Raw genomic sequence first — 26,521 nt, 5'->3', positions numbered from 1 at the left:
AGTCGACGCCGAATCGGCTAGCATTAGCGGGCTCATGCTTAACGACCCCGCTCCAACCATCACCGTCGCCCTGTCGCCCTGCATTGGTATCTGCAGGCTAGACGCGCGTGGCTATTGCATTGGCTGCCTGCGCACCGGCGACGAGATCGCCCGTTGGCGCGGCATGAACGACAGCGAGCGCCTGCGTTATATGCGCGAGGTGCTTCCTCCACGCAAGGTGCCGTGATGGGCGAGGTACTGACCCAGCTGCATTCGGCGCTAGTGCCGTTGTCGGCGCCGCCGACCGGCCAGGGTTGGAATCACCGTGACATGGCGGAGCTGCTGGGTGACGTGCCGCGCCGTCCGGCTGCCGTGCTGGTGGGTGTGCGGGAGGGTGTCCAGCCACGCCTCGTGCTCACGGTCCGTACCGATCATCTGCAGGATCATGCGGGACAGGTGGCGTTTCCCGGCGGTCGCACGGATCCGGCGGACGCCGACGCCGTTGCGACGGCGCTGCGTGAGAGCGAGGAGGAGATCGGCCTGGCGCGCAAGCTGGTCACGCCCTTGGGTTTCCTCGATCGCTTCGAAACCGTGAGCGGCTATTGCATCACGCCGGTGGTGGCGCGCATCGATCCAGACGCGCGGCTTTATCCCGCACCCGATGAAGTGGCCGAGGTCTTCGAGGTGCCGCTGTCATTCTTCCTGGAGCCGGCCAACCTGCGCCGTTACACCATGGAGTTTCGCGGACATCGGCGCGACATGGTGGAATTCGTGCATGGCGGTCACCGCATCTGGGGCGCGACTGCCGCCATGGTCTTTAACCTTCTGCAGAGGATGGGCCGCGCATGACACGCAAGACCACGCTGATCGAAGCGGGCGAACTCGCCGCGCTGTCGCCGCAAGACGTTCTGATTGTCGATTGCCGCTTCGAGTTGATGGCGCGAGCGAATGGCAAGCGTGATGTCGCCAAGGGCGAACGTGATTATCTGCAAGGACATATCCCGGGCGCGGTGTACGCAAGCCTGGACCAGGACCTCTCCGATCTGTCGCGCCAGGCCGAAGGGCTTGGGCGCCATCCCTTGCCGCTGGCATCGGCGTTCTCTGCCGTCGTGTCGAGTTGGGGCTGGCGCCCCGGCTTGCAGGTCGTGAGTTACGACGCCGCGGGTGGCTCGCTGGCAGCAGCACGCCTGTGGTGGCTGCTGCGACTCGTCGGTGTGCAGGAAGCGGCCGTGCTCGATGGCGGCTACGCTGCATGGCTGGCGGCTGGCTTGCCGGTGGAAGCGGGCAAGGTGACGCGCGCGCCGAGCAAGGTGGAGCTGCATTACGACACCAGCCGCTATCTGACCGATCACGCGCATTTGCTCGACGCGCCGGAAAGACTCTTGCTCGACGCCCGCGCCGCGCCGCGTTATCGCGGCGAGGTGGAGCCGATCGATCGCGTCGGTGGGCATGTGCCGGGGGCGCTCAATCGACCGTTCTCGGAGAACCTGGGCGCCGATGGCCGCTTCAAGTCGGCGGATGCGCTGCGCCAGGAATTCCTCGATGTGCTTGGCCCGCACGCGCCACGAGACGTGGTGCATATGTGCGGCTCCGGCGTTACCGCCTGCCACAACCTGCTGGCGATGGAGTACGCGGGATTGGCAGGTTCGCGGCTGTATGCGCCCTCATGGAGCGGCTGGGTCAGCGACCCCAGCCGCCCGGTGGCGAAAGGCTAGGGCGTTCAGTCCTTCTTCTTCAGGCGAGCCACCAGCTGCTGCAGTACGGCCTGGGTTTCTGGGTGGAAGGTTGCGTCGACGAACTGATCGATCGGCAGCGCATCAACGTCGGCCCATACCTGGATGAGATCGGCTCGCGCCAGGGCGCGGGTGGTCAGCATGGCGTGGGACGGCAGGGCCAGCAGCTCATTCAGCCACTGCACGGCGCGCGTGGTGACCTGTTCCGGCCCTGCGAGCTCGTCCACGAAGCCGCAGGCGAGGGCCTGGGATGATTCGATCATCGCTCCGGCGACCAGCAGGCGTTCCGCGCGATAGGTTCCCACGATGCGGCGCAGTGCCATCTGGATGCACTCCGGCACCACCAACCCAACCTGGACTTCGTTGAGGCCGATGCGGAACGGGCCCTCGGCCATCACGCGGTAGTCGCAGAACAGCGAAAGCACGGCGCCACCCGCCGGACTATGGCCGGTGATTGCGGCGACGACGGGCACCGGTGTGCGCGCCAGTTTGGAGCAGGTGACAAAGAACTCGCGCCAGAATTCATACACGCCCGCACGATCGCTGGTCAGCAAGGCGGGAACGTCCACGCCCGCCGAGAACATGCCCTGGGCACCGGACAGCACGATGCCGCGCGTACCGGCATTCACCGCATCGTCGATCGCGCCCTGGATGGCTCGCAGCAGCTCCAGGTTGAGCGCGTTGACGGGCGGGCGCGCCATCTTGATTTCGGTGATGGCGTCGTGGGTGATCAGGTTGAGCATGGCTGAGCCCTGGCAGGAGTGGATAGCGGGAGCTGAGAGTAGCAAACCCGCCAGGGCGTCGCGTCTACCGATGCAATGACGCTTTTCTGCATGCCTTACTGCGCTTGTTCGTCGGCAGTCCATTGGTAGCGCACCGCATAATCCAGCGTGGCCTTGCCGCCTGCCGGTACGCTCACCTGGAACTCCAGGCTATCCGGCGTCTGCTGGCTGGGCTTGATGCTTGATGAGGCCAGGGTCCACTCACGCCAGCGCACCGGGTGCTCGCGAACCGTGATGGTGCGGGCGCTGTCGCCGGCGTTGGTCAGCGTGATGCGAAAAGCTTCGTTGAGCGTGCGGCCAGCCTTGTCCACCTGGAACGCCGTGCGCTCGCGCTCTCCACGCAGGTCGAACGCATTGCCGAGCACGATGCGGGCATCGCTGCCCTTGGGCGTGTCGTTGATGCGACCCTCGCCGATGAATTGCGGCATGCCGTTGCGATCGGCAGCCAGCACGCGCAGATAACCGGCAGGCAGGCTGTCGAACGCGCGCAGCTGCAGCGTGCTGACAATCGCGTTGTTGCTGCCTTGAAGGACATCGCGGCCGATCATCGGGTGCGGTGGTGTCCAGATGCTGCCGTTCTCATACAAGGCGGTGCGTTCGCAAGCGATCGTGCGGGTGGCATACAGCGGCACCTGGCTGACGCTGCCGTCGGGCAGGTCGACGGCGGCCGGAAGTGTATAGGTGCGGTAATCGGCGAGCGTGGCTTGCTCCGGCAGCTCGGCGCCGTTTGTTTTGGCAAGCACCGCATGCGCCATGGCCATGGGACGAGGTGCCGAGGGTTTGGCAAATTGAGGTTCCCCCGCCACCAGGGTCAGTTGCAGGTTTTTCCAGTCGCGTCCGCTACGGTTGGCGATGCTGGCACGCGATTCGAATTGCAGCTTGCAGCTGTTTCCGGCTTGCAGCGTACCGACGTAGGCGGCGCGCCAGCCCAGTCCGCCGGTGGGGTAGCTCAAGGTGGCCCGCGCCGCACCCGCGCGGCTCGCATCGACGCGCAGCTCGAGGCTGGAACCAGTCTGGAAGCTGCCTTGCGCGCGGACCGAGGCAAACTCGCGGATCAGGCTCGTGCGCCCCGCGGCATCCTGTACCAGCAAGCCGTCGCCGGCTCGCAGCAAGGTGCCGCTGGCGAGCGGCTGTCCGCTATTGGCCAGTACGTCCACCGGCTGACCGATCAGGCTGGCCAGGGCGGCGTTCTGGCCCTGGCCCAATTGCAGGCGCTGTGAAATGACCGTGGCGGCGTTGCCATCAACGCTCAGTGCCAGCGCTTCAGGGTCCAGATACTGCGGCAGGCCGCCGAGGCGCAGGTCCTGTATGCCGGCTTTGAGCTGCAGTTCGCGCGGCTCGCGCACGACGGCGTAGCCTGCCTGCACATTGCCGCCATCGCCGGCGCTGAACAGCGCGGCATCATCACTGCGATACAGCGTGAGGCTGGTCGATGCCGATGGTGCCGCGACGGCGGCAGTCGTGGCTGCCGCTGCGATGGCGAAGGCAAGAAGGCGGAGGGAATGCTGGCTCACGGTCGAACTCCTTTCGGGTGTCGACGTGAATCTTACGGATGCCGTATGAAGCTTCGGCATCCGCTGGATGCGATGTTTAACCCCTTAATCGGCCCAGGCCGTTCAAGCGGCGGCTTCGGCCGCATCGCGGATGGCTTGCGGCAGCGCCACGGGCTTGCCAGTGGTGGGATTCATCCACACCATCACCACCCGCCCATCGCTGTACAGGCGGTCACGATCGTCGGCATCGATGATGCGGTGGGCCAAGGTCACCGAACTGTTGCCGAGGCGTTCGCAGGCCAGCTCGACCAGCAGCTGCGCCGGCCATTCGATCGGTCGACGATAGTTGATCTCGCTCGCCGCCAGCACCGGCATCGACTGCTCGTCGAACCAACCCGGCACATGTTGCAGCCAGTGCAGGCGCGCCTCTTCCAGATAGGTGAGGTAGTTGGCGTTGTTGACGTGGTTGAACGCGTCGAGGTCGCGCCAACGCACGCTGATGGGCGCGACGAACAGCGGCCCGGGTTGCGTCGATGTTGTCCCGGCCTCGGGCGCGACCGAGGCAGGGTCCGCTGCCTCGGCCTGGTTGGCGCGCGCGCGTTTCTTGGGCGCCGTTTCGCTGGAACTCATGCAGTCTTCTTCCGTAATGCAGGTTTGCTCTTGCCGTTGCTCTCGACCTTGGCGACCTTGGCCGGCTTCATGTCGAGATGGGGTGCCAGGAAGTGCCCGGTATGCGAGCCTGGTGTCGCGGCCACCGTCTCCGGCGTACCCGTCACCAGGATGCGGCCACCACCGGCGCCACCTTCCGGACCGAGATCGACGATCCAGTCGGCGGTCTTGATCACATCGAGATTATGCTCGATCACCACCACGGTATTGCCTTGCTCGACCAGCTGATGCAACACGTCGAGCAGCTGTTCGATATCGTGGAAGTGCAGGCCGGTGGTGGGCTCATCGAGGATGTACAGCGTGCGGCCGGTGTCGCGCTTGGACAGTTCCTTGGAGAGCTTCACGCGCTGCGCTTCACCGCCCGAGAGCGTCGTCGCGCTCTGGCCCAGCTTGATGTAGTCGAGGCCTACGGCACGCAATGTTTCGAGCTTGCGCGCGATGGTCGGCACGTTCTCGAACAGCTTCAGTGCATCTTCCACCGTCATCTCGAGCACATCGGCGATCGTGTGGCCCTTGTAATGCACCTCGAGCGTCTCGCGGTTGTAACGCTTGCCGTGGCACACGTCGCAAGGCACGTACACGTCCGGCAGGAAGTGCATCTCCACCTTGATCATGCCGTCGCCTTCGCAGGCTTCGCAGCGGCCACCGCGCACGTTGAAGCTGAAACGTCCCGGCGTATAGCCGCGGGCACGCGCTTCCGGCACCTGCGCGAACATTTCGCGCAACGGCGTGAACAGGCCGGTGTAGGTCGCCGGGTTGGAGCGCGGCGTGCGACCGATCGGCGATTGGTCGATGTCGACCACCTTGTCGAACAGCTCCATGCCGTCGATGGACTTGTACGGCGCAGGCTGCGCGCTGGCGCCGTTCAACTCGGTGGCCGCCAGGCAGAACAAGGTGTCGTTGACCAGGGTGGACTTGCCCGAGCCCGACACGCCGGTGACGCAGGTGAACAGGCCGGCCGGAATCGCCAGGTCGACGTTCTTCAGGTTGTTGCCGCTGGCACCCTTGAGGTGCAGCCAGGAATCGGGATCAAGCTGCTGACGCCGCTCCTTGGGCACTTCGATGCCGCGCTTGCCGGACAGGAACTGGCCGGTAACCGAGCGCGGCGAGGCGAGGATGTCCTTCAGCGTGCCCTGCGCCACGATTTCGCCACCGTGCACGCCGGCACCGGGACCGATGTCCAGCACGTGGTCGGCCATGCGGATGGCGTCCTCGTCGTGCTCGACCACGATCACCGTATTGCCGAGATCGCGCAGTCGGGTCAGCGTGCCGAGCAGGCGTTCGTTGTCGCGCTGATGCAGGCCGATGGATGGTTCATCGAGCACGTACATCACGCCCACCAGGCCGGCGCCGATCTGCGAGGCCAGGCGGATGCGCTGAGCCTCGCCGCCGGAAAGCGAGTCGGCCTGGCGGTCCAGCGTGAGGTAGTTGAGGCCTACGTCATTGAGGAAGCTCAGGCGCTCGCGAATCTCCTTGACGATCTTCACGGCGATCTCGCCGCGCCAACCGGTCAACGTCAGCTTTTCGAAAAAGGCCAGTGAGTCATCGATCGAACGTGCGGTGAGCGAGGGCAAGGCATGATCGGCCACGAAGACGTTGCGCGCCGAACGGTTGAGGCGCTGGCCTTGGCAATCGGGGCAGGGCTGGTCGCTGATGTATTTGGCCAGCTCTTCGCGCACGGCGGGCGACTCGGTTTCCTTATAGCGCCGCTCCATGTTCGGCAGGATGCCTTCGAACGCATGCTCGCGCGTGACCCGGCCGCCGCGTTCGGTGATGTAGCGGAACGCGATCTTGTCCTTGCCGCTGCCGTACAGGATCGCCTTCTGCACCTCGTTGGACAGTTTCTGCCACGGTGCATCGACATCGAAGCCGTAGTGCGCGCCCAGCGACAGGATCAGCTGGAAGTAGTGCGCGTTGCGGCGATCCCAGCCGCGCACCGCGCCACCGGACAGCGACAGCTCGGGATGGCCCACCACGCGCGCCGCGTCGAACACCTGGGTGACGCCCAGGCCGTCACAGGTCGGACAGGCGCCCACCGGCGAGTTGAACGAGAACAGACGCGGCTCAAGCTCGGGCAGCGAGTAGTCGCAGACCGGACAGGAATAGCGCGAGGACAACAACTGCTCGGGTGCCTTCGCATCATCCATGTCCACCACGATGACCAGGCCGTCACCCAAGCGCAGAGCGGTCTCGAACGATTCGGCCAGTCTCTGCTTGATGTCGTCGCGCGGACGGAAGCGGTCGATCACCGCTTCGATCGTGTGCTTCTGGCGCAAGGTCAGCGGCGGCACGGCATCGAGGTCGTAGACCGTGCCATCGACACGGGCGCGCACGAAACCCTGCGCGCGCAACTGGTCGAATACCTGCACATGCTCGCCCTTGCGCTCCCGGATCACCGGCGCCAGCAGCATGTAGCGCTTCTCTGGATCGAGCGCCAGCGTCGCATCGACCATCTGGCTCACCGTCTGCGCTTCCAGCGGTATGCCGTGGTCGGGGCAACGCGGTGTACCCACGCGGGCGTAGAGCAGGCGCAGGTAGTCGTACACCTCGGTAATCGTGCCCACGGTGGAGCGCGGATTGTGCGAGGTGGACTTCTGTTCGATCGAGATCGCCGGCGAGAGACCTTCGATGTGGTCCACGTCCGGCTTTTCCATCATCGACAAAAATTGCCTGGCGTAAGCCGACAACGATTCGACATACCGCCGCTGGCCTTCGGCATAGATGGTGTCGAACGCCAGTGACGACTTGCCTGAGCCGGACAGGCCGGTGATCACGATCAATCGGTCGCGGGGCAGGTCAAGATCGATGTTTTTCAGGTTATGCGTGCGCGCGCCGCGTATGCGGATGGTGTCCATGACGCCCGGGGTTTGGGGAAAAGTGTACTATACCAAACTAATCAGGTTAGTTATTACCCGCCCGTTAGTTGCCCTCCTCCTTAAAACCCCCATCTTCAGGGAGGTTCGGCCCGACTATGGCTTAATAGCCTTTTGGCCGATCCAGGCCCAAGTGAATGACAGAGAGTGCGGATGAGTAAGTTGACACGATGGGGCGCCGCCCTGGCGCTGGCCATCTGCGGTGGGCAGGCCATGGCCTCGACCGCCCCGGCCAGCGAAGAGCAGGTACGCCAACTGATGGACGTGGTCGGGGTGGGCAAGATGCTCAGCCAGATGAACTCGCAGGCGGTAAGCACGATGCAGCAGTCGATGCCGTGCGTGCCGGCCGAGTTCTGGCAGAACTACATGGACGCGAACCAGACGCAGCAGTTCATTGGCCGCCTGGTGCCGGTTTACCAGCACCATTTCAGCGCCGACGAGCTGGACGGCATGCTGAAGTTCTACCGCTCGCCCTTGGGCCAGAAGGTCATCAACGAGATGCCCACGACCATGGCCGAGGCCAACCAGGCCGGCCAGCAGTGGAGCCATGAGCGCAGCGACCAGATGATCGCCGAGCTGAAGCAGATGGGTAGCCTGGATGCCAGCGGCCGCTGTCCGGGCAAGCTGGCGTCCGCGGGCGTAGGTGCAGGCGTTGCCGGGTTTGCGGGCGCTGCCGCGGCCAAGGCGACGGACGATACGGCCGAGGCCGCTCCGGCCAAGGCCGCCACCAAGGCCAAGCCCAAGCCCGCGGCCAAGAAGCCGGCCAAGGCACCGGTCAAGAAGCCCGTGGCCAAGACGCCAGCCAAGACGGACGCGAAAACGGACGCCAAGCCGGCGGCCAATCCTGCTGCCAAGACTGATGCCGGCGCGGCGCCGGCCAAGGCGCCGGCCCAGGCGGCACCTCAGAACGGCTCGTGAACGGCGCGGCCGGGGCGAAATGTGATGGGTGGTCAGTAATTGACCAGCGCCGGATGGGCTCGCTATAATCCGCAGTTCGCCGGTGACGGTTTGTACTAGGCGAACCCAAGAGAATAACGACAGAAGGGATAATCCCATGAGTTACGCAGTCATCAAGACCGGTGGCAAGCAGTACCGCGTTCAGCAGGGCGATGTCCTGCGCGTGGAGCTGTTGAACGCCGAAGAAGGCGCCGCCATCAACTTCGACCAGGTCCTGCTGGTCGGTGCCGGCGAGTCGATCACCGTGGGCGCGCCCACCGTGGCCGGTGCGACCGTCAGCGCCACCGTGCGCAAGCACGGCCGTGCCGACAAGATCCGCATCATCAAGTTCCGCCGCCGCAAGCACCACAAGAAGCAGCAGGGACATCGTCAGCATTTCACCGAAGTCGAGATCACGGGCATCAACGCCTGAGCAACTGGAGCACTAAGTCATGGCACATAAAAAAGGCGTAGGTTCCAGCCGCAATGGTCGCGATTCGAACCCGAAGTACCTCGGCGTGAAGATCTACGGTGGCCAGGCCATCGAAGCCGGCAACATCATCGTGCGTCAGCGTGGCACGCAGTTCCACCCGGGTACGGGCGTGGGTCTGGGTCGTGATCACACTCTGTTCGCACTGGTCGACGGTACCGTTGAGTTCAAGGTCCGTGGCCCGCAGAACCGCCGGTTCGTCAGCGTCGTCAAGGGCTAAGTCCTTTCGATGCGGCAGCGAAGGCCCCGCTTCGGCGGGGCTTTTCGTTTGTTTTCCAGATAAATCGGCAACAGTGGATGGCGAAGGTTGAGCGGGCGTTGGCGTGTGCTTTGCCGCTGACAGGTCCGCAACGTGCTTACCCCTTACCATTAACCGATCACTATTACGGTCCTTGATATGAAATTTGTCGACGAAGCCATCATCAAGGTCCAGGCCGGTGACGGCGGCAACGGTTGCATCAGCTTCCGTCGCGAAAAATTCATCCCCTTCGGTGGCCCCGACGGTGGCGATGGCGGCAGCGGCGGCTCGGTCTGGCTGGTTGCCGACGAGGGCCTCAATACGCTGATCGACTTCCGCCACCAGCGCGTGTTCAAGGCCGAGCGCGGCCAGAACGGCATGGGCAGCCAGATGTACGGCAAGGGTGGCGAAGACACCTATATCCGCGTGCCGGTCGGCACCGTGATCACCAATGTCGATACCGACGAGACCATTGGCGACCTCACCCAGCATGGCCAGCGCCTGCTGGTGGCGCAGGGCGGCAAGGGTGGCCTGGGCAATATCCACTTCAAGAGCTCGGTGAACCGCGCGCCGCGCAAGGCCACGCCGGGTACGCCGGGCGATGTGCGCGAGCTGAAGATGGAGCTCAAGCTGCTGGCCGACGTGGGCCTGCTGGGCTTCCCGAACGCCGGCAAGTCGACCTTTATCCGTGCCGTATCGGCGGCGACGCCGCGTGTGGCGGATTATCCGTTCACCACGCTGCATCCCAACCTGGGCGTGGTCAGCCTGGGCACCGACCAGAGCTTCGTCATTGCCGATATTCCAGGTCTTATCGAAGGTGCGGCGGACGGTGCGGGCCTGGGCATCCAGTTCCTGCGCCATGTGTCGCGCACGCGCCTGCTGCTGCATGTGGTCGATATCGCACCGCTGGACGAGTCCGATCCGGTCGACCAGGTGCATGCGATCGAGCAGGAGCTGATCAAGTTCGATCCCGAGCTGTTCGAGCGTCCGCGCTGGCTGGTGCTGAACAAGGCGGACGTGCTGCCCGAAGATGAGCGCCAGGCCGTGGCCGAGGACATCGTCCAGCGCCTGGGCTGGACCCAGCCCTGGTTCCTGGTGTCGGCGATTGCCCGCGAAAACACCATGCCGGTGTGCCAGCAGGTGCAGCGCTTCCTCGAGGCGCAGCACATGGCGCATCAGGAGCGTAACGATATGTTGCCGGGCGATGTGCGTTTGCGTGGGGAAGGGGCGGTGGAATAATTTCGCCAGACCTCGCGACTGAAAAGGGCGGCCATTGGCCGCCTTTTTTATTGCCCGCCATCCGAGGCTTTTTGCTCGTCATTCCCGCGAAAGCGGGAGGCGCTTTTCAACAGCGAAGCTGGTCATCCAGTGACTTTGGCTCTACGTCCAAGGCAAGGCACGGGATTCCCGCTTGACCAGCCCTTCGGCTGTTGAGAGCCGCGGGAATGACGGTGCTTTTTGATTGGCGCATGAGGGTTTCAGGGGGGGGCGATGGGGGGGGGGGCTTTCGCCGGCCCCGCACTTGGACAACACAAAAAAGCCGGCTTTCGCCGGCCCCGCACTTGGACAACACAAAAAAGCCGGCTTTCGCCGGCCTCGCACTTGGACAACACAAAAAAGCCGGCTTTCGCCGGCCCCGCACTTGGACAACACAAAAAAGCCGGCTTTCGCCGGCTTTTTCGCCAACCCAAGAATCACTTGATTGCCGGCTTACGCCAGTTCGCGGATCTTCGCGTTGAGACGGCTCTTATGGCGAGCAGCCTTGTTCTTGTGGATCAGGCCACGGGCGGCGTAGCGGTCCATGACCGGCTGCGCGGCGGCGAACGCCTCGACGGCAGCAGCCTTGTCCTTGTTCTCGATCGCCTTGACGACCTTCTTGAGTGCGGTGCGCACCATGGAGCGGGCGCTGACGTTGCGCAGGCGGCGCTGCTCGGACTGGCGCGCGCGCTTCTTCGCGGACTTGATGTTGGCCAAGGTAGAACTCCGGAATTGCTGGGTTGGAAAAAGACGGCGATTATGCGGCCAATGCGCCGTTGCGTCAACAGCTTAGCTGTTTGTCAAGGCGCCAGGGCTGGCGCAACGCCTTGTGAAAGGCGCTAGAGGTGAACAGGTGGCCCGCATTATGCCACGTCTGAGCTGTCATCTTGCCATCGGCGGCTGTCAGACTATGCGCCTTCCCGGGCAGGGGGTCGGGTTCCGACGCGGCCTGGCTCTTATTCAAGCAAAGGCATCATCAGAGGCATGAAGTCTCCCAGCATGTTCCGTGGGCTGCTGTCGTTCAGCAGCATGACCATGATTTCGCGCGTACTCGGTCTGGTCCGGGATATGTCCATCAATGCGGTCTTCGGCGCGAACGCGGCGACGGACGCGTTCTGGGTGGCGTTTCGCATTCCCAACTTCATGCGCCGGCTGTTCGCCGAGGGCTCGTTCTCCACGGCCTTCGTGCCGGTCTTCACCGAGGTGAAGGAGAAGCGCAGCCACGAGGATCTCAAGCAGCTGATGTCCCGCGTCTCAGGGACGCTGGGAGGCGTGTTGCTGGTGGTGACCGCGCTGGGGGTGATCTTTGCGCCCCAGGTGGCCACGCTGTTTTCGCAGGGCGCGGCCGATACGCCGGAAAAATTCACGCTGACGGCTGATCTGCTGCGGCTGACCTTCCCGTTCCTGCTGTTCGTGTCCCTGACCGCCTTGTCGGGCGGTGCGCTCAACAGCTTCCACCGCTTCGCCTTGCCGGCGCTGACCCCGGTGATCCTGAATCTGTGCATGATCGGCGGCGCGCTGTGGCTGTCGCGGCGGATCGAGCCGCCGATCATGGCGATGGGCTGGGCGATCATGGCGGCTGGCGTGCTGCAGCTGCTGTTCCAGCTGCCTGCGCTGCGTGGCCTGGACCTGCTGACCTTGCCGCGCTGGGGCTGGAGCCATCCGGACGTGCGCCGGATTCTCAAGCTGATGGTGCCGACCCTGTTTGGCTCCTCGGTGGCCCAGATCAACCTGCTGCTGGATACGGTGATTGCGGCCTATCTGATGACGGGCTCGCAAAGCTGGTTGTCCCAGGCCGATCGCTTCCTGGAATTGCCGCTGGGCTTGTTTGGCGTGGCGCTGGGCACGGTGATCCTGCCGTCGCTGTCGCGCCATCACGTCACCACCGATCGCGATGGTTTTTCCAAGGCACTGGACTGGGGCTTGCGCACCACGCTGTTGATTGCCGTGCCCGCCATGTTTGCCCTGATGCTGCTGGCCAGGCCACTGGTGGCGACGCTGTTCCAGCATGGGCAATTCACCCCGTTCGATACGCGCATGGCGACGCTGTCCATCACGGCGCTGAGCTTCGGATTGCCGGCGTTCGCCCTGGTCAAGGTGGTATTGCCGGCGTTCTATGCGCGCCAGGACACCCGGACGCCGGTACGCGCTGGCGTCGCTTCGCTGGTGGCGAACATGCTGTTCAACCTGCTGTTCCTGCTGCTGCTGTTTGGCTTGTGGGCGACGCCGGCGCAGAAGCAGCTGCCGTGGCTGGCGGCGCTGGCCGCGGTGCCTGGCCTGCACATGGCGCTGGGCATGGCCAGCGCGCTGGCCAGCTATATCAACCTGGGCCTGCTGTGGCGCTGGCTGCGCCAGGCCGGGGTGTATCAGCGCCAGCCGGGCTGGGCGCGGCACATGCTGCGCCTGGCGCTCTCCTGCGCGGTGATGATTGCCGTCCTGCTGCTGGGCATGTGGCTCTGGCCGGACTGGACCACCGCCTCGAAATGGACGCGCGTCTGGCGCCTGGCGGTGCTGGTGGCGGCAGGTGGCGGCGCCTATGTCGTCACCTTGTTTGCCGCCGGCTTCCGCATGCGTGAACTTCGTGGCGTGTGACGGTCAAGCAAGGCGGGGCGGGCAGCGCAGCGGCTATACTCGCTGAATGATGAGACTTTCCAGGGATGTCGCCGGCACCTGTCTGGCTCCCGGCGGCAGCGTGGTTGCCGTTGGCGCGTTCGATGGCCTTCATCGAGGCCACCAGGCCTTGCTGGCGGAGGTGCGCGCGCGCGCGACCGAACGCGGGCTGACGCCGGTGGTGGTGAGCTTCGAGCCACTGCCGCGGGCCTACTTTTCGCCTGAGCCGGTGCCGCGGCTTTCCAGCGTGCGCGAGAAACTGCTTGGCTTCGATGCGGCCGGCATGGAGCAGGTGCTGCTGCTGCGTTTCAACCATGCGTTGACGCAGATGTCGGCCGAGGATTTCGTGCAGCGCGTGCTGGTTGACCGGATTGGCGCGCGCGAAGTCTGGGTCGGTGGCGACTTCCGTTTTGGCCACAAGCGTGGCGGCGATGTGGCCATGCTGCAGACCCTGGGCGCCGAAAAGGGCTATGTGGCCCGCACGATGCCGCCCGTGTTGCTGGATGGTGCGCGGATTTCCGCCACGCGCGTGCGCATGCTGCTGGCGGCGGGCGAGTTCGCCGGCGCGGCCCCGCTGCTTGGCCGTCCGTTCGTGATCGAGGGCAAGGTGGAATACGGTCATCAGCTGGGTCGTACGCTGGGCTATCCCACCGCCAATATTCATCTGCGTGAGCGCACCAGCCCGGTCCATGGCATCTTCGCCGTGCGCGTGGGGCTGGGTGAGGGCGAGTGCAGCTGGCCTGGCGTGGCCAGCCTCGGCATCAGGCCGACCATCAACGAGGTCGCCGAGCCGTTGCTGGAGGTGCATCTGTTCGATTTCGATGGCGATCTTTACGGCCAGCGCATGGCGGTGGAGTTCGTGGCCAAGCTGCGTGACGAGCTGAAATTCGATGATCTGGACGCGCTTAAGGCGCAGATGGTGCAGGACTCGCGCCAGGCACGTGAGCTGCTGGGCATGAATCCGCGTCTCAGCGAGGCGTAGGCGCCCCAAATCCGGTAACGTTGGCGCTTTCGCCAAGTCCATGGCGACCCCGACAGCAATGAGCAACGGCGCGGCATGCCCGCGCCAGGCACAACCCGACGGCATTCAAGCAATGACTCAGGACTACAAGAACACCATCAACCTGCCGCAGACGGAATTCTCGATGCGCGGCGACCTGCCGAAGCGCGAGCCGAAATGGCTGGCCGATTGGGAGCAGGTCGGGCGCTACGCGCAGATCCAGCAGCGCGCCGCCGGGCGCGACAAGGTGTTCGTGCTGCACGACGGCCCGCCGTATGCGAACGGCGCCATCCACCTGGGCCATGCGGTCAACAAGGTGCTGAAGGACGTGGTGGTGAAATCGCGCCTGCTGGCCGGCTACCGTGCGCCTTACGTGCCGGGCTGGGACTGCCACGGCCTGCCGATCGAGATCGCGGTCGAGAAGAAATTCGGCAAGGCGGGCGACAAGCTCGACGCCGCCGCCTTCCGCCAGAAGTGCCGCGAATACGCGCAGCAGCAGATTGACCTGCAGCGCACCGACTTCAAGCGCCTGGGCGTGCTGGGCGACTGGGATCGTCCGTACCGCACGATGGATTTCAAGTACGAGGCCGACATGGTGCGTGCGTTGGCAAAGATCGTTGCCAACGGCCACGTGGTACGCGGCGCCAAGCCGGTGTACTGGTGCTTCGATTGCGGCTCGGCCCTGGCCGAAGCGGAAATCGAGTATGCCGACAAGACCTCGCCGGCCGTCGATGTGGCCTATGACGCCGTCGACGCGAAGGCGCTCGCACAGAAATTCGGCGTGGACGCAGGCGACGCCATCGTCGCCGTGCCGATCTGGACCACTACGCCGTGGACGCTGCCGGAAAGCTTGGCCGTCTCGCTGGGCGCGGAACTGGAATACGCATTGATCGAAGCCCAGCCGCGCGACGGCCGGCGCGTGCTGCTGGTGGTTGCCAGCGCACTGGCCGAGAAGGCTGCGCAGCGTTATGGCCTGGAGCACGCACAGGTGCTCGGCCACGCAGCTGGCCAGGCGCTCGAGGGCGTCCTGCTGAAGCATCCGTTCTACCCGCGCGAAGTGCCGGTGTTGCTCGGCGAACACGTGTCGGCCGAGGACGGTACCGGTGCCGTGCACACCTCGCCCGATCACGGCGTGGAAGACTTCGTGGTGTCGCGCAAGTACGGCATCGAGACGCTCAACTACATCGAGAGCCGCGGCACTTATCGCGCCGACACGCCGGCGGCAGCGGATGGCACGGTCATCGCTGGCCTGCATGTGTGGAAGGCCAACGACGCCATCGTCGACCTGCTGCGCCGCCAGGGCGTGCTGCTGGCGTTCGTCAAGATCGAGCACAGCTATCCGCATTGCTGGCGCCACAAGACGCCGGTGATCTTCCGCACCACACCGCAGTGGTTCATCAGCATGGAGCAGCAGGGGCTGCGTCAGACCGCGCTCGATGCGATCAAGCAGGTGCGCTGGGTGCCGGGCTGGGGCGAGGAGCGCATCGCCGGCATGGTCGGCGATCGTCCGGACTGGTGCATCTCGCGTCAGCGCACCTGGGGCGTGCCGATCGCCTTGTTCGTGCACAAGGCGACGCAGGAACCCCATCCGGACAGCGTCGCGCTGCTGGAACAGGTGGCCAAGCGCATGGAGCAGGGCGGCATCGACGCGTGGTATGCGCTGGATGCAGCCGAGCTGCTTGGCGACCAGGCGAAGGACTACGAGAAAGTCCTCGACGTGCTCGACGTGTGGTTCGACTCCGGCGTCAGCCACTTCGCCGTGGTTGGCCAGCGCCCGGAGCTGCAGCAGGGCAACGCGGGCAGCTACAAGGTGATGTATCTGGAAGGTTCGGATCAGCATCGCGGCTGGTTCCAGTCGTCCTTGCTGACCTCGGCCGCCATGTTTGCGCGTGCGCCGTATGACGACGTGCTCACCCACGGTTTCACCGTGGATGCGCAGGGCCGCAAGATGTCCAAGTCGCTGGGCAACGGCATCGAGCCGCAGGACATCATGAAGACGCTGGGCGCGGACATCCTGCGCCTATGGATCTGCTCGACCGACTACCGCAACGAGATGTCGCTGTCGGACGAGATCCTGAAGCGCGTGTCCGATACCTATCGGCGTATCCGCAATACCGCGCGCTTCCTGCTCGGCAACCTCGATGGCTTCGACCCGGGCAAGCACCTCATGCCGGTGGAGCAGAGCCTGTTGCTGGACCAGTGGGCGGTGCAGCAGGCGCATGACGTGCAGCAGGCGGTGGCGGCGGCGTACGACCGCTACGACTTCCCCGAGATCGTGCAGCGCGTGCAGAACTTCTGCACCAACGAGCTCGGTGCGCTGTATCTCGACATCACCAAGGACCGGCTCTACACGATGCCGACCGACAGCCACGGTCGCCGCAGCGCGCAGAGCGCGATGTACCGCATCGCCGAAGCGCTGGTGCGCTGGCTGGCGCCGGTGTTGACGTTCACCGCCGAGGAAATCTGGCAGAGCCTGCCGGGCGAGCGCAGCGAAAGCGTGCTGTTCGAAACCTGGTACGACGGCCTGACCGCCACTCAGGGTTCGCCCGAGCAGCGTCGCTACTGGTCCGACTTGTTGGCCATCCGTGACACGGCCTCGCGCGTGCTCGAAGGCATGCGCAAGGGCGAGCAGATCGGCGCCTCGCTGGAAGCGAAGCTGGCGATTCATGCCGACCAGGCCATCGTGTCGCGTTATGCGCCGGTGGCCTCCGAGCTGCGCTTCTTCTTCATCACTTCCGAGCTGCGCATGGATCTGGCCGGTGGCCAGCCGGCCGACGCCGTGCTGACCGAGTTGGAAGGCGCTGACGTTTGGGTCTCCGCCACGGTGAGCGACGCCGCCAAGTGCGTGCGCTGCTGGCACCGCCGCGAGGACGTCGGCACGCACGCCGCACATCCGGAGCTGTGCGATCGCTGCATCAGCAATGTGGAAGGCCCGGGCGAAGACCGCCGCTGGTTCTAGCACTTTCCTCCTCTCCCCTCCGGGGAGAGGACCGAGGTGAGCCCCTAAAAGGGGGTAAAGGGCGGGTGCTCGCGACCACGTTGCAAAGAAAGCCGCTTCGCTCTCTCTTGTCGCAAGATTTTCCCCTCACCCCAGCCCTCTCCCCGCAGGGGAGAGGGGGTTAATTCGCCACCGTGACTTGCCTATGAAATCCAAACCCAACGCACTCCCCTGGCTGTGGCTCTCCGTAGCCGTCATCGTGCTCGACCAGCTCAGCAAATGGTGGGCCTTGGGTGCGTTGCAACCGGCGGGCATGCCGCATCCGGTCATTCCGGGATTTCTGAACTGGACGCTGGCCTTCAATACCGGTGCAGCGTTCAGCTTCCTGGCGGACAGTGCGGGATGGCAGCGTTGGTTCTTTGTCCTGCTGGCCCTGGTGATCACCAGCGTGCTGGTGGTGTGGCTGGCCCGCACGCCGCGAAGAGATTGGCGTACGGCCCTGCCGCTCGGTCTCATCATCGGCGGCGCACTGGGCAACCTGATCGATCGGCTGCACGCGGCCCAGGTCACCGACTTCATCCAGGTGTACTACCGCCAGTGGAGCTATCCGGTATTCAACGTGGCCGATTGCGGCATCACCGTGGGCGCCGTCATGCTGATCGCGTTTGGCCTGTTCTCGGGCAAGGCCAAGGCCTGAGCGCCCGCTAACGTGCCCCCGGGCGGGCCGTGCGATAATGCGGGCCAGTCAGTCGACCGATTCCAGCTTCGGAGCCTCCGTGGATATCCTGCTCGCCAACCCCCGTGGATTTTGCGCCGGCGTGGACCGTGCGATCGCCATCGTCGAGCGGGCGCTCGAATCCTATGGCGCGCCGATCTACGTGCGCCACGAAGTGGTGCACAACCGCTACGTGGTCGACAAGCTGCGCGCCGATGGCGCGGTGTTCGTCGAGGAGCTGCACGAGGTGCCCGATGGCGCCACCGTGATCTTCAGTGCGCATGGCGTTTCCAAGGCGGTGCGCGAAGAGGCCGACCAGCGCAAGCTCAACGTATTCGACGCCACTTGTCCGCTGGTCACCAAGGTGCATATGGAAGTGGCGCGGCTGGGACGCCTGGGACGCAGCGTGGTGCTGGTCGGTCATGCGGGCCATCCGGAAGTCGAAGGCACCATGGGCCAATGGAATCCCGCGAATACGGGTGAAATCCTCCTGGTCGAGTCGGTCGAGTGCGTGGCTACGCTGGAACCGAAATTCCCGCATGAGCTTTCCTACGTCACCCAGACCACGCTGTCAGTGGATGACACCAAGGCCATCATTGCCGCGCTGCGCGAGAAATTCCCGGATATCGAGGGGCCGCGCAAGGACGACATCTGCTACGCCACGCAGAATCGCCAGGATGCCGTGCGCCGCCTGGCCGATGCGGTGGATCTGATGCTGGTCGTGGGTTCGGTGAACAGTTCCAACTCCAATCGCCTGCGCGAACTGGCTGAAAAGCAGGGCGTGCGCTCTTTTCTGATCGATGGCGCCGAACATATCGAGCGCAGCTGGCTCGACGGCGTCACGCGCATTGGCCTGACGGCCGGGGCCTCAGCACCGGAAAAACTTGTTCGCGACGTGATCGCGCGGCTGCAGTCCTGGGGCGCGGGTGAAGTGCGCGAGCTCGACGGCGAACCGGAAACCATCACGTTCGCGCTACCCAAGGAACTGCGCATGGTAGGCAGTTCTTCCGCGAGCCTGTAAGCGCGAACGTCTTGCACGGTTTCCCTCAGCTCCGTAGAATTGGCGGTTCCTCGCCGGAATAGCTCAGTTGGTAGAGCGGCGCATTCGTAATGCGTAGGTCGTAGGTTCGATTCCTATTTCCGGCACCAGTTTCAACACAAAGGCCCGCGCAAGCGGGCCTTTGTGTTTTCATCGTGCGGCGCAAATGCCGGCCAGGTCCTACTTGGCAGCGGGACCCGAACGTAGCGCATCACGCCGCTATGCGCCCGGCAATATATTGCGAGATTGACGCAGGGGCCATCCACCCGGACTGCGTCAAGCAACTGATTTCAAGCAGCTTTCGCCTTTAGTTTGATCTGCGTCTCGATTCAATTGCATGAACTTGCCGTTCGTCGGGGGTTTCATACCGCCCATCATCGCAAGTATTTACGTACGAATTCATCTGATTAAAGTCCCCTGACGGCACCAGGGGAGACTCCATATGCAGGCTCGTTCGCGACAGCGCGGCATCTCGCTGATCGAGGTGCTCATGGCTGTGTTGATCTTCAGTGTTGGCCTGATTGGCCTGGCTGGACTGATGGTGATGGCGGCACGCTCCAACCACGCGGCCTACCTGCGCACACAGGTCACGTTTCTTGCCGGCAACATGGCTGATCGGATGCGCGCCAATCCGATCGGGCTGTGGAACGGAGCGTATGACGCCAGTGGTTCCGCCGGCTACCCGACCTCCACCAGTCAGACCTGCAGCCAGGCCTCGCCATGCACGCCCGCGCAGGTCGCTGTGCGTGACCAATATGAGTGGAGCCAGCTACTCAAGACACTGTTGCCCGACGCATCCGCAACGATCAGCTGCACCGGCAAGGCCGGTCTCGGCTACGACCCCAGCGCGCAGATGGGCATGCGGCCACCTTACGGCGGGACCTGCGCGATGACCATCAGCTGGACCGAGCGCAAGGTGATTGCCACCGGCAAAAGCGACACGCCGACGCAGTCGTTTGCCTGGGAGTTTCAGCCATGACCAGTCCCCGTCTGCGCGTCCATCAGGCTGGCGTAACGCTGGTCGAACTGATGATAGCCATGGTGCTCGGCCTGCTCGTCTCTGGCGGCATCATCACCGTGTTCCTGACGACGTCGCACAGCAATCGCGTGCAGAACCAGCTGGCGCGACTGCAGGAAGAGGGGCGCTACGCGATAGGTCGCCTGGTCGGCGATCTGCGCATGGCCAATGGCCATTACTGCACGAACACCGGAGGCCTCGCCAACCAGACATCCAGTGGCGTGCTACTCGACGGCTTGCGCTCACCGATGGTGTACGCCAATAACCTGGTGGGCGCGATGAGCGACGTGACCACGAACTGGGGCGCGTCTCCCTATCCCGCCAAGCCGACGTCGCCTTACTACTTCCCGTCGTTTCTTGCCATGCGTGGCTATGACTGCACGCGTACGAGCTGCACGCCGGTGGTAAGCAAGGTTCCCAACATGGGCACGAACGTCGACAGCCGCGTGGTTGGCTCGAGTGTCCTCACCCTGCGCTATCTCGATTCGTCCAAGGGTTGGGCGCTGGGCGGCGCCAACAGCACGGTGACCACGGACGCGGATGGCACGGTGGCCGCCATCGATCTGAAGCAAGGTCGGGGCGAACCGCCCGTCACCGACTTCGAAAGCGGTGATCTGGCGATGCTGGCGAACTGTTCCAGTGCGGCAATCTTTGCCGTCGACGGTGGCGGTGCCCGGATCTCGCCGGCGGCGGTGAGCACGGCACTCGATGGCAACACCGGCAAGCCAGTGGCGTTGCAGCCGCAATCCGCGCCGCGCCTGTTCGACTTCAAGAAGGATTTCCTCACCGTTACCTATTACCTGAAGGTGGTGGCGAACGACGATGGCAGCACCACCGGAGCACTGATCCGTCGCGTCAACGGCAAGGACAGCGAGATGGTCCGCGGTGTTGAGCGGCTGGATTTCCTCTACGGCGTGGAGGACAGCAACGGCAACACGAGTTATCTCACCGCCGCCCAGGTCGATGGCGGCACCAACTGTCCGCCGTCAGTGCCGGTAAAACTGGGCAACGATCCTGGCTGCCTGTGGCGCGGTGTGAAGAGCATCGAGGTGCGCATCCTCATGAGCGGCCAGCAAGCGCTGCCGACGCTGGCCGCGAGTGACACCCGGTACACCTATGCCTCAGACGGCATCACCGAGCCCAAGCCGCCCGCTGACGCTGGCCGTTCCGTCACGCCTGCGCAGCAGGGATTTGACGATCGCATGCTTCGACGCGAATTCAGTGCGCTGGTCGCGCTTCGCAATTACAACCCCTGAGCTTGCGCGTGGCCGCGAGGGCGCGATGAGGACTCCATGATGACGTCACGTTTCTCCAGATGGTCCAAGCGCTCCGGCCCACGCGCTCAGCACGGCGTGGTGCTGGTGGTGGCGCTGATCTTTCTGCTGTTGCTGACCATGCTTGCGATCAGTGCTTCCGGTCGCTCGTTGCTGCAGGAACGCATGGCCGGCGGCCTGCGCAACAACCAGATGGCCGAGATGGCGGCCGAAACGGCGTTGCGCGGCGCGGAGTGGAAGTTGTGGAAGGCAGGCAGCCAGGGCGGCGTGAACTGTGGCACCTCCGTGATCACCGAGTGCTACGTGTTCGATGCGGCGAGTCCGGTCAACGACGTCATCGAGTTCCGCACGAGTGGTGGATGGGTGACGGCTGGCTCGACCGAATACAGGGGTGAAAACGGCGGGCATGACTACACCAGCCCCAGTTCGAGCGGATTCTCTGCGGAGCACAAGTTGATTGCCGCGTTGGCAAGCAATCCGCGTTACCTGATCGAGGATCTCGGCCCGGAGTTGCCGCCAGGCGCGGGCGGGCAGCACGAATCCGGCGTCACCAGCAGCACGGGCACGGGAGCATCCAACCCAGGCACGCATATCTATCGCATCACGGCGCGTGGTGTCGGTGGCAATGAAAACGCCGTGAGGGTGCTCGAGTCCACCTTCGGCGCGAAGAGCAACTGACACCCGGAACGATAACCATGGCTAAAGCGAATTTCGCACTTCAGCGGCTGCAGCCCGCCTTCATTGGATTGGCGATGAGCGTGTTTGCCGGTACTTCTGCCGTATCCATGGCCGGCACGGTCGAACTCAGTCCAGGGCCGCCAGCAGCCACCACCTCGGTGGCGCCTAATCTGGTGCTGACATTCGACGATTCCGGCTCGATGACTTGGCGCCATATGCCCGATGCGCGCCCCTATAGCAACGTCAGCTGGGGCGCCGGCAACGGGCAGACGGAGGCGGAGAATTACGCCTATCCGAGCGGCACCGCCGTTGGTCCCTATCTTTGCGCGGGCGTGATTGCACCCGGCATCACGGACAGCAGTGATCCGCGTTCCTGGAGCATGAATGGCGTCTATTTCAATCCCGACAATACCTATGCGCCACCGGTGAAGGCCGACGGCACCAGCATGCCCAATGCGGTGTTCACCGCAGCCTGGGTCAATGGGTTCAAGGTCAACCGGCCTGCCAGCCCCGTTTCGGCGACGAACTACACGCAGAACCTAGCCACGCTCAGCTTTTGTGGAAACAAAGGAGCGGGCTACTACAGGTACACCGGGGCGGCGAGTACCTTGCCGGTGAATAGTTCGGGCCAGCTCACGACGCAGGCGATAGCCAATCTTTACACCGCCGGGAGCTGGACCTGGGTACCGCTGCCGGCGGCCCAGCAGCAGAACTTCGCCAACTGGTTTTCGTACTACCGTACCCGCACCATGGCGTCGGTATCTTCCGTTTCGCACGCCTTCCAGCCGTTCAATGACAACGTCCGCGTCGCGTGGCAGAACATCAATGCGAATACCACGACAAATCCATGGCTGACCACGGCGACCTCGATCTACAAGTTTGTCGACGGTACGACGACGAGCAATGTGCGCACGCGCTTCTACAACTGGCTGTTCGCCATGCCGGACGCAGGCGGCACGCCGAATCGCACCGCCGCGTTGCGCGTGGGCGAGTATTTCAAGAACCGCACGGGCGCGACCGACAATAATCCGTATTGGGACCGCGATGTCGGCAAGGAGCTGGTATGTCGCCAGAACTACCACATTCAAATGACCGACGGCATGTGGAATGGGGATACGCCAACGCAGGGGGCCGTAAACGATCGCGCTCCCATCAGCCGCTTGCCTGACGGGATCGGCAGCTTTTCCCTGTCGGATAGCGAAAGCAAGGTCGTGTGGAACGAGGAAAGCAATAGCGTCGAGACGATGGCTGATATCGCTTTCCGATATTGGGCCACCGATTTGCAGGCGGGCGTGACGGGCACCAGTCTGTTCGCAACCCCAGCCAATCGGCTCAAGGTGTTGTCCAATTTTCCCGACCAATCCACCACGCTGTTCAACAAGCCACTGGCGCCGGATGCGGATCCGCGCACGAACAAGGAGATCTACTGGAACCCGGCCAATGATCCGGCCACCTGGCCGCACCTGGTGCAGTACATGATTGGCTTCGGCGCTTCGGGGACGCTGTCGAACAATGCGACGACCTATAAGAGCCTGCGCAGCGGAGCCATCGCCTGGCCTGTTCCCGTCGTCGGAACGGACGATGGCAAGAAGATCGATGACATGTGGCACGCGGCGCTCAACAGCCGCGGCGTGTTCTTTGCCGCCAGCAATCCTTCCGCACTCAGCAATGCGTTGAAGAACATCATCAACAGCATCGTCTCGCGCAACACCACGTCGGTGTCGGGGAGCCTGAGCTCGGCGGTTCTTACCGAAGGCGCCGTAACCTGCCAGGCGGGCTACGACACCAATGACTGGAAAGGCAGCCTGACGGCCAACGCGGTCAATACCGACGGAAGTATTTCGGCGGCCGCGCTTTGGAATGGCCGCAGCTTGCTGGATACGCGGGCGAAGGCCGGGGATAGCCGGGTCATACTTACGAGTACGGGCGCGGGCGCGGGAAAAGGGACCGCCTTCCGCGGCGCCGCGGTCGTCAGCGCAGTCCATGCGGTGGATGCGGGTTTTGGATCGGGAACCACCACGCCAACCGGCAACGACCGGCTGAGCTGGTTGCGCGGCGACCAGAGCAAGGACGGCACCAGCTTCCGACAGCGCAACTCCGTGTTCGGTGCGGTCGTCAATGCGCAAACGCTTTACGTGGCCCAGCCAAACAGCGGTTACGGCAATACCTGGCCGGCAGGTTCTGCCGAGGCGGCGGCTGCCGCATCGGGTAAATCGTATGAGAAGTTCCGCGCCGATCATGCCAGGCGTGCGCCCACCGTCTACGTGGCGGCGAACGACGGCATGCTGCATGCATTTGACGCAACCACCGCGGCAACGCTTGCCAGCGCCGTGGACGTCGCGCCGAATCCAGGCGCGGAGCGCTGGGCCTATGTGCCGTATTCCGCATTTGGCCGCCTGTCCGGCTGGTCATCGCTGGACGATTTCAAGTTCATGCCATCGGTCGACGGTACGCCGGTGAGTCGCGATGTCTATTTCAGTACCGGCAGCAACCAGGGCTGGCACACCATCCTGGTAGCCGGTTTGCGGCTGGGTGGCCGGGGTGTCTACGCGCTGGATATCACGGAGCCGTCGGCCACGGAGGGCGGTACTTCCGGCAAGGTGATCGGGCCTGCCGAAAAAGTGCTGTGGGAATTCAACCACACCGTACCGCCGACGGGTGGCAACGATCCCGCCAATCTCGGTTACACCTATGGCAGGCCCAATATCGGCAGGTTGGCCAATGGCAAGTGGGTCGTCATGGTGCCGGCTGGCTATTTTCCGACGGGCAGCACCGAGCCGGCGGCAAGCAACGCATTCAGTTCGCTGTTCGTGCTCGATGCACAATCCGGTGAATTGCTGCGGGAGCTGAGGACGCCCACCAGCGTCAGCGGCTTGGCGGGATCCATCGAGAGTTACGGCCTGACCACGCCAGTCTTGGGCGACTACAACAGCGACCAGGTCGATGACGTCGCCTTTGCCGGCGATCTGCTGGGCAATCTATGGCGCTTTGATCTTACGGATGGCAATCCTGCGAATTGGAAAGCCGAGTTGTTCTACCGCCCCCAGAACCCGGGCTACCAGCCCATCACGGTGATGCCGCGCCTGTTTCCGGATGCCGCTGCGGGTGGCTTCATGGTGTTGTTCGGCACGGGCAAATATCTCGGTGGCATCGACAACGTCATCGACGCCAATACCAGGGTGCAGTCCATCTACGGGATGCGCGACGCAGGTTCCGCGGGGCAGGCGCCGATCATCGGCGGCAGCTCGTCGAGCCCTCTGGTGAAGCAGACGATGGTCGAGTCTTCCGGCATAAGAGGCCTCACCAGCAATCCGGTACCGGCCAAGACGACAAGCGGTACGGCCATTCGCGGTTGGTCTATCGATCTCGATATCAGCTCGGCCAAGGGCGAACGGGTAGTGGTGGACGCAACGGCGATCTTCACTACCAACCAGGCGATCATCACGACCTTGATACCGCAGAACAACGATCCTTGCGATCCCGCGCCGCGCGGCGCGCTGTTGATACTCGATGCGTTGACGGGCCAGGCCAATCTTGGTGGCAGCTACGGCGGCATCACCGGCTGGCCCGACGGCTATGCGCAAGCAGGACTGCGCGTAAAAAATCCGCCGACAGGCGGCTTTCTGCCGGTGTCCTCGTCGATGGGTGGTGGTCTTGCCTACGTGCCAGGCTTGATCGCGGACACGGGCAATCAGGCGCTTGATGGCAAGGCGCCTTCGTTCGGCATTCCCGTCTGGCGCCGGCGATCCTGGCGAGTGCTCAACCATGCGGACTAACCGGGAGCGCATCATGCGGCGTGTGCATGGCTTTACCCTCATCGAGCTGATGGTCGTGGTTGCGATCATCGCCGTACTTGCAGCATTCGCCGTGCCGGCCTATAGCCGTTACGGTTATCGCGCACGGCGAACCGATGGACAGGAGTTGCTCTTGCGCATCGCCACAGCGCAGGAGCGCTACTACGCCACGTACAACAAATACGGTGCACTTGCAGAGCTTGGCTTCGCCGATCCCGCGCTATCCGATAACGGCTTTTACTCCGTATCGCTGTCGAACCAGACAGCCTCGACTTACCTTGCCACGGCGACTCCTCGCAGCGCCCAACAAAGCGATGCGTGCGGATCGTTGCAGCTCGATGGCATGGGTACGAAAACCTCGGCGGCGGCGGGCAACGTCAGCAACAATGGCAGTTGCTGGTGATGATCATGGCCAAGCACCGTTCCAGGCATCGTGGCTTTACGCTGGTGGAACTGATGGTGACGTTGGCGGTCATCGCCATTCTCGCCATGATTGCCGTTCCCAATTTCGGCAGCCTGACGCGCCGTCATCGCGTGGCCTCGGTGGCCAATGAATTGCTGGCGGATTTCACCTACGCACGAGCTGAGGCTGCCACGCGCGGAAAGTACGTATCGATCTGCGCCAGCAGCGATGGCGCCACCTGTAGCGAATCGGCGGACTATGCGTCCGGCTGGATCGTCTATGCCTACCCCACAGGCGGCAAAGGTGCGAATCAGTTGTACGACGGCAGCAAGGCGGACTTTGCCTTGTTGCGGGCCACGGGGACGCAGCCGGGCGTGGCCATCGCGGCGTTGGATGCCGCTCCGTTCACGTACGGCCAGCAGGGGGAGGCGAGGCGTGACTCGTTCGGTCTCATCGTCTGCTCGCGGCCGTCAAGCGGCGCCCAAGCAGAAAATTCAGCTGCCGTACCAGGCATCAAGGTCGGCTTGATCGGTTCTGGCAGCGTTGCGCTCGGTCCGTTGCCGTCCGGCAGCAACTGCTCTTGATCGCCGGCATGGGGCCGG

21 protein-coding genes, 1 tRNA gene and 1 pseudogene are annotated in these 26,521 nt (G+C 64.0%); 18 read left to right on the top strand and 5 right to left on the bottom strand.

Annotated features, from left to right (window positions below; translation table 11 throughout):
* The first annotated feature begins 34 nt into the window (after window positions 1-34).
* Window positions 35-828 (top strand): annotated as a pseudogene (locus OUZ49_RS10470) (CoA pyrophosphatase).
* Window positions 825-1,694, top strand: coding sequence for a sulfurtransferase (locus OUZ49_RS10465; protein ID WP_266150329.1), 870 nt, complete (start codon window positions 825-827; stop codon window positions 1,692-1,694). The pseudogene OUZ49_RS10470 and the gene OUZ49_RS10465 overlap by 4 nt, the downstream one beginning before the upstream one ends.
* A 5-nt stretch (window positions 1,695-1,699) precedes the next feature.
* Here OUZ49_RS10465 and OUZ49_RS10460 read toward each other — a convergent pair whose 3' ends face one another.
* The 4 genes from OUZ49_RS10460 to uvrA form a co-directional block, all read right to left on the bottom strand.
* Complete coding sequence (locus tag OUZ49_RS10460) at window positions 1,700-2,455, bottom strand: enoyl-CoA hydratase/isomerase family protein (protein ID WP_266150327.1); 756 nt, start codon at window positions 2,453-2,455, stop codon at window positions 1,700-1,702.
* A 95-nt stretch (window positions 2,456-2,550) separates the two neighbouring features.
* Complete coding sequence (locus tag OUZ49_RS10455) at window positions 2,551-4,008, bottom strand: DUF4139 domain-containing protein (RefSeq protein WP_380004392.1); 1,458 nt, start codon at window positions 4,006-4,008, stop codon at window positions 2,551-2,553.
* A gap of 102 nt (window positions 4,009-4,110) precedes the next feature.
* Entirely contained in the window at window positions 4,111-4,617 is a 507-nt protein-coding gene (locus OUZ49_RS10450) for an acyl-CoA thioesterase (RefSeq protein WP_266150326.1), read from the bottom strand.
* Complete coding sequence (gene uvrA, locus OUZ49_RS10445; RefSeq protein WP_266150325.1) at window positions 4,614-7,511, bottom strand: excinuclease ABC subunit UvrA; 2,898 nt, start codon at window positions 7,509-7,511, stop codon at window positions 4,614-4,616. Before uvrA ends, OUZ49_RS10450 begins: the two co-directional genes overlap by 4 nt.
* 171 nt (window positions 7,512-7,682) lie before the next feature.
* Here uvrA and OUZ49_RS10440 point away from each other — a divergent pair, with 171 nt between their 5' ends.
* From OUZ49_RS10440 to cgtA, 4 genes are all read left to right on the top strand, one after another.
* Entirely contained in the window at window positions 7,683-8,447 is a 765-nt protein-coding gene (locus tag OUZ49_RS10440; RefSeq protein WP_266150324.1) for a DUF2059 domain-containing protein, read from the top strand.
* Window positions 8,448-8,583: 136 nt separating this feature from the next.
* On the top strand, window positions 8,584-8,898 hold the full coding sequence (gene rplU / locus OUZ49_RS10435; RefSeq protein WP_266150323.1) for a 50S ribosomal protein L21: 315 nt from the start codon (window positions 8,584-8,586) through the stop codon (window positions 8,896-8,898).
* Between the two features lie 19 nt (window positions 8,899-8,917).
* The gene (rpmA, locus tag OUZ49_RS10430; RefSeq protein ID WP_266150322.1) at window positions 8,918-9,175 is read left to right on the top strand and encodes a 50S ribosomal protein L27; all 258 of its coding nucleotides are present in this window, start codon (window positions 8,918-8,920) and stop codon (window positions 9,173-9,175) included.
* 177 nt (window positions 9,176-9,352) lie between these two features.
* The gene (cgtA, locus tag OUZ49_RS10425) at window positions 9,353-10,432 is read left to right on the top strand and encodes an Obg family GTPase CgtA (protein ID WP_266150321.1); all 1,080 of its coding nucleotides are present in this window, start codon (window positions 9,353-9,355) and stop codon (window positions 10,430-10,432) included.
* Between the two features lie 471 nt (window positions 10,433-10,903).
* Here the strand turns inward: cgtA and rpsT are convergent, their stop codons facing one another.
* Window positions 10,904-11,167, bottom strand: coding sequence for a 30S ribosomal protein S20 (gene rpsT / locus OUZ49_RS10420; protein ID WP_038616506.1), 264 nt, complete (start codon window positions 11,165-11,167; stop codon window positions 10,904-10,906).
* Window positions 11,168-11,434: 267 nt separating this feature from the next.
* Here rpsT and murJ point away from each other — a divergent pair, with 267 nt between their 5' ends.
* From murJ to OUZ49_RS10355, 12 genes are all read left to right on the top strand, one after another.
* Entirely contained in the window at window positions 11,435-13,042 is a 1,608-nt protein-coding gene (gene murJ, locus OUZ49_RS10415) for a murein biosynthesis integral membrane protein MurJ (RefSeq protein WP_266150320.1), read from the top strand.
* Window positions 13,043-13,088: 46 nt separating this feature from the next.
* Window positions 13,089-14,042, top strand: a complete 954-nt coding sequence (locus OUZ49_RS10410; protein ID WP_266150319.1) for a bifunctional riboflavin kinase/FAD synthetase — start codon at window positions 13,089-13,091, stop codon at window positions 14,040-14,042.
* A 112-nt stretch (window positions 14,043-14,154) separates the two neighbouring features.
* The gene (ileS, locus tag OUZ49_RS10405) at window positions 14,155-17,019 is read left to right on the top strand and encodes an isoleucine--tRNA ligase (RefSeq protein ID WP_266150318.1); all 2,865 of its coding nucleotides are present in this window, start codon (window positions 14,155-14,157) and stop codon (window positions 17,017-17,019) included.
* Between the two features lie 184 nt (window positions 17,020-17,203).
* Window positions 17,204-17,695, top strand: coding sequence for a signal peptidase II (gene lspA, locus OUZ49_RS10400; RefSeq protein ID WP_266150317.1), 492 nt, complete (start codon window positions 17,204-17,206; stop codon window positions 17,693-17,695).
* 79 nt (window positions 17,696-17,774) lie between these two features.
* A complete protein-coding gene (ispH, locus tag OUZ49_RS10395) occupies window positions 17,775-18,734 on the top strand; it encodes a 4-hydroxy-3-methylbut-2-enyl diphosphate reductase (RefSeq protein WP_266150316.1) in 960 nt (319 codons plus the stop codon).
* Window positions 18,735-18,786: 52 nt separating this feature from the next.
* Window positions 18,787-18,862: transfer RNA gene (locus tag OUZ49_RS10390), tRNA-Thr, on the top strand.
* Between the two features lie 332 nt (window positions 18,863-19,194).
* A complete protein-coding gene (gene pilV, locus OUZ49_RS10385; RefSeq protein ID WP_266150315.1) occupies window positions 19,195-19,731 on the top strand; it encodes a type IV pilus modification protein PilV in 537 nt (178 codons plus the stop codon).
* Entirely contained in the window at window positions 19,728-21,026 is a 1,299-nt protein-coding gene (locus OUZ49_RS10380) for a PilW family protein (protein WP_266150313.1), read from the top strand. The genes pilV and OUZ49_RS10380 overlap by 4 nt, the downstream gene beginning before the upstream one ends.
* Before the next feature lie 36 nt (window positions 21,027-21,062).
* Window positions 21,063-21,722, top strand: a complete 660-nt coding sequence (locus OUZ49_RS10375; RefSeq protein WP_266150312.1) for a pilus assembly PilX family protein — start codon at window positions 21,063-21,065, stop codon at window positions 21,720-21,722.
* 17 nt (window positions 21,723-21,739) lie between these two features.
* Entirely contained in the window at window positions 21,740-25,498 is a 3,759-nt protein-coding gene (locus OUZ49_RS10370) for a pilus assembly protein (protein WP_266150311.1), read from the top strand.
* Between the two features lie 13 nt (window positions 25,499-25,511).
* The gene (locus tag OUZ49_RS10360; RefSeq protein WP_323134924.1) at window positions 25,512-25,919 is read left to right on the top strand and encodes a type IV pilin protein; all 408 of its coding nucleotides are present in this window, start codon (window positions 25,512-25,514) and stop codon (window positions 25,917-25,919) included.
* A 5-nt stretch (window positions 25,920-25,924) separates the two neighbouring features.
* Window positions 25,925-26,503: a GspH/FimT family pseudopilin gene (locus OUZ49_RS10355; RefSeq protein ID WP_266150310.1), complete on the top strand. Its 579-nt coding sequence runs from the start codon at window positions 25,925-25,927 to the stop codon at window positions 26,501-26,503.
* Window positions 26,504-26,521: the final 18 nt, after the last annotated feature.

The organism is Dyella halodurans (assembly GCF_026283925.1).
GTDB lineage: Bacteria > Pseudomonadota > Gammaproteobacteria > Xanthomonadales > Rhodanobacteraceae > Dyella > Dyella halodurans.
The sequence above is the reverse complement of the archived record's forward strand: the minus strand, read 5'-3'. Positions and strand labels throughout refer to the sequence as shown.

Excerpts from the sequence above, each read along its gene's own strand:
- OUZ49_RS10465 (WP_266150329.1), top strand. The coding sequence starts at position 825 with ATGACACGCAAGACCACGCTGATCGAAGCGGGCGAACTCGCCGCGCTG.
- OUZ49_RS10460 (WP_266150327.1), bottom strand. The coding sequence starts at position 2,455 with ATGCTCAACCTGATCACCCACGACGCCATCACCGAAATCAAGATGGCG.
- OUZ49_RS10450 (WP_266150326.1), bottom strand. The coding sequence starts at position 4,617 with ATGAGTTCCAGCGAAACGGCGCCCAAGAAACGCGCGCGCGCCAACCAG.
- uvrA (WP_266150325.1), bottom strand. The coding sequence starts at position 7,511 with ATGGACACCATCCGCATACGCGGCGCGCGCACGCATAACCTGAAAAAC.
- OUZ49_RS10440 (WP_266150324.1), top strand. The coding sequence starts at position 7,683 with ATGAGTAAGTTGACACGATGGGGCGCCGCCCTGGCGCTGGCCATCTGC.
- rplU (WP_266150323.1), top strand. The coding sequence starts at position 8,584 with ATGAGTTACGCAGTCATCAAGACCGGTGGCAAGCAGTACCGCGTTCAG.
- rpmA (WP_266150322.1), top strand. The coding sequence starts at position 8,918 with ATGGCACATAAAAAAGGCGTAGGTTCCAGCCGCAATGGTCGCGATTCG.
- cgtA (WP_266150321.1), top strand. The coding sequence starts at position 9,353 with ATGAAATTTGTCGACGAAGCCATCATCAAGGTCCAGGCCGGTGACGGC.
- murJ (WP_266150320.1), top strand. The coding sequence starts at position 11,435 with ATGAAGTCTCCCAGCATGTTCCGTGGGCTGCTGTCGTTCAGCAGCATG.
- OUZ49_RS10410 (WP_266150319.1), top strand. The coding sequence starts at position 13,089 with ATGATGAGACTTTCCAGGGATGTCGCCGGCACCTGTCTGGCTCCCGGC.
- ileS (WP_266150318.1), top strand. The coding sequence starts at position 14,155 with ATGACTCAGGACTACAAGAACACCATCAACCTGCCGCAGACGGAATTC.
- lspA (WP_266150317.1), top strand. The coding sequence starts at position 17,204 with ATGAAATCCAAACCCAACGCACTCCCCTGGCTGTGGCTCTCCGTAGCC.
- pilV (WP_266150315.1), top strand. The coding sequence starts at position 19,195 with ATGCAGGCTCGTTCGCGACAGCGCGGCATCTCGCTGATCGAGGTGCTC.
- OUZ49_RS10380 (WP_266150313.1), top strand. The coding sequence starts at position 19,728 with ATGACCAGTCCCCGTCTGCGCGTCCATCAGGCTGGCGTAACGCTGGTC.
- OUZ49_RS10375 (WP_266150312.1), top strand. The coding sequence starts at position 21,063 with ATGATGACGTCACGTTTCTCCAGATGGTCCAAGCGCTCCGGCCCACGC.
- OUZ49_RS10370 (WP_266150311.1), top strand. The coding sequence starts at position 21,740 with ATGGCTAAAGCGAATTTCGCACTTCAGCGGCTGCAGCCCGCCTTCATT.
- OUZ49_RS10360 (WP_323134924.1), top strand. The coding sequence starts at position 25,512 with ATGCGGCGTGTGCATGGCTTTACCCTCATCGAGCTGATGGTCGTGGTT.
- OUZ49_RS10355 (WP_266150310.1), top strand. The coding sequence starts at position 25,925 with ATGGCCAAGCACCGTTCCAGGCATCGTGGCTTTACGCTGGTGGAACTG.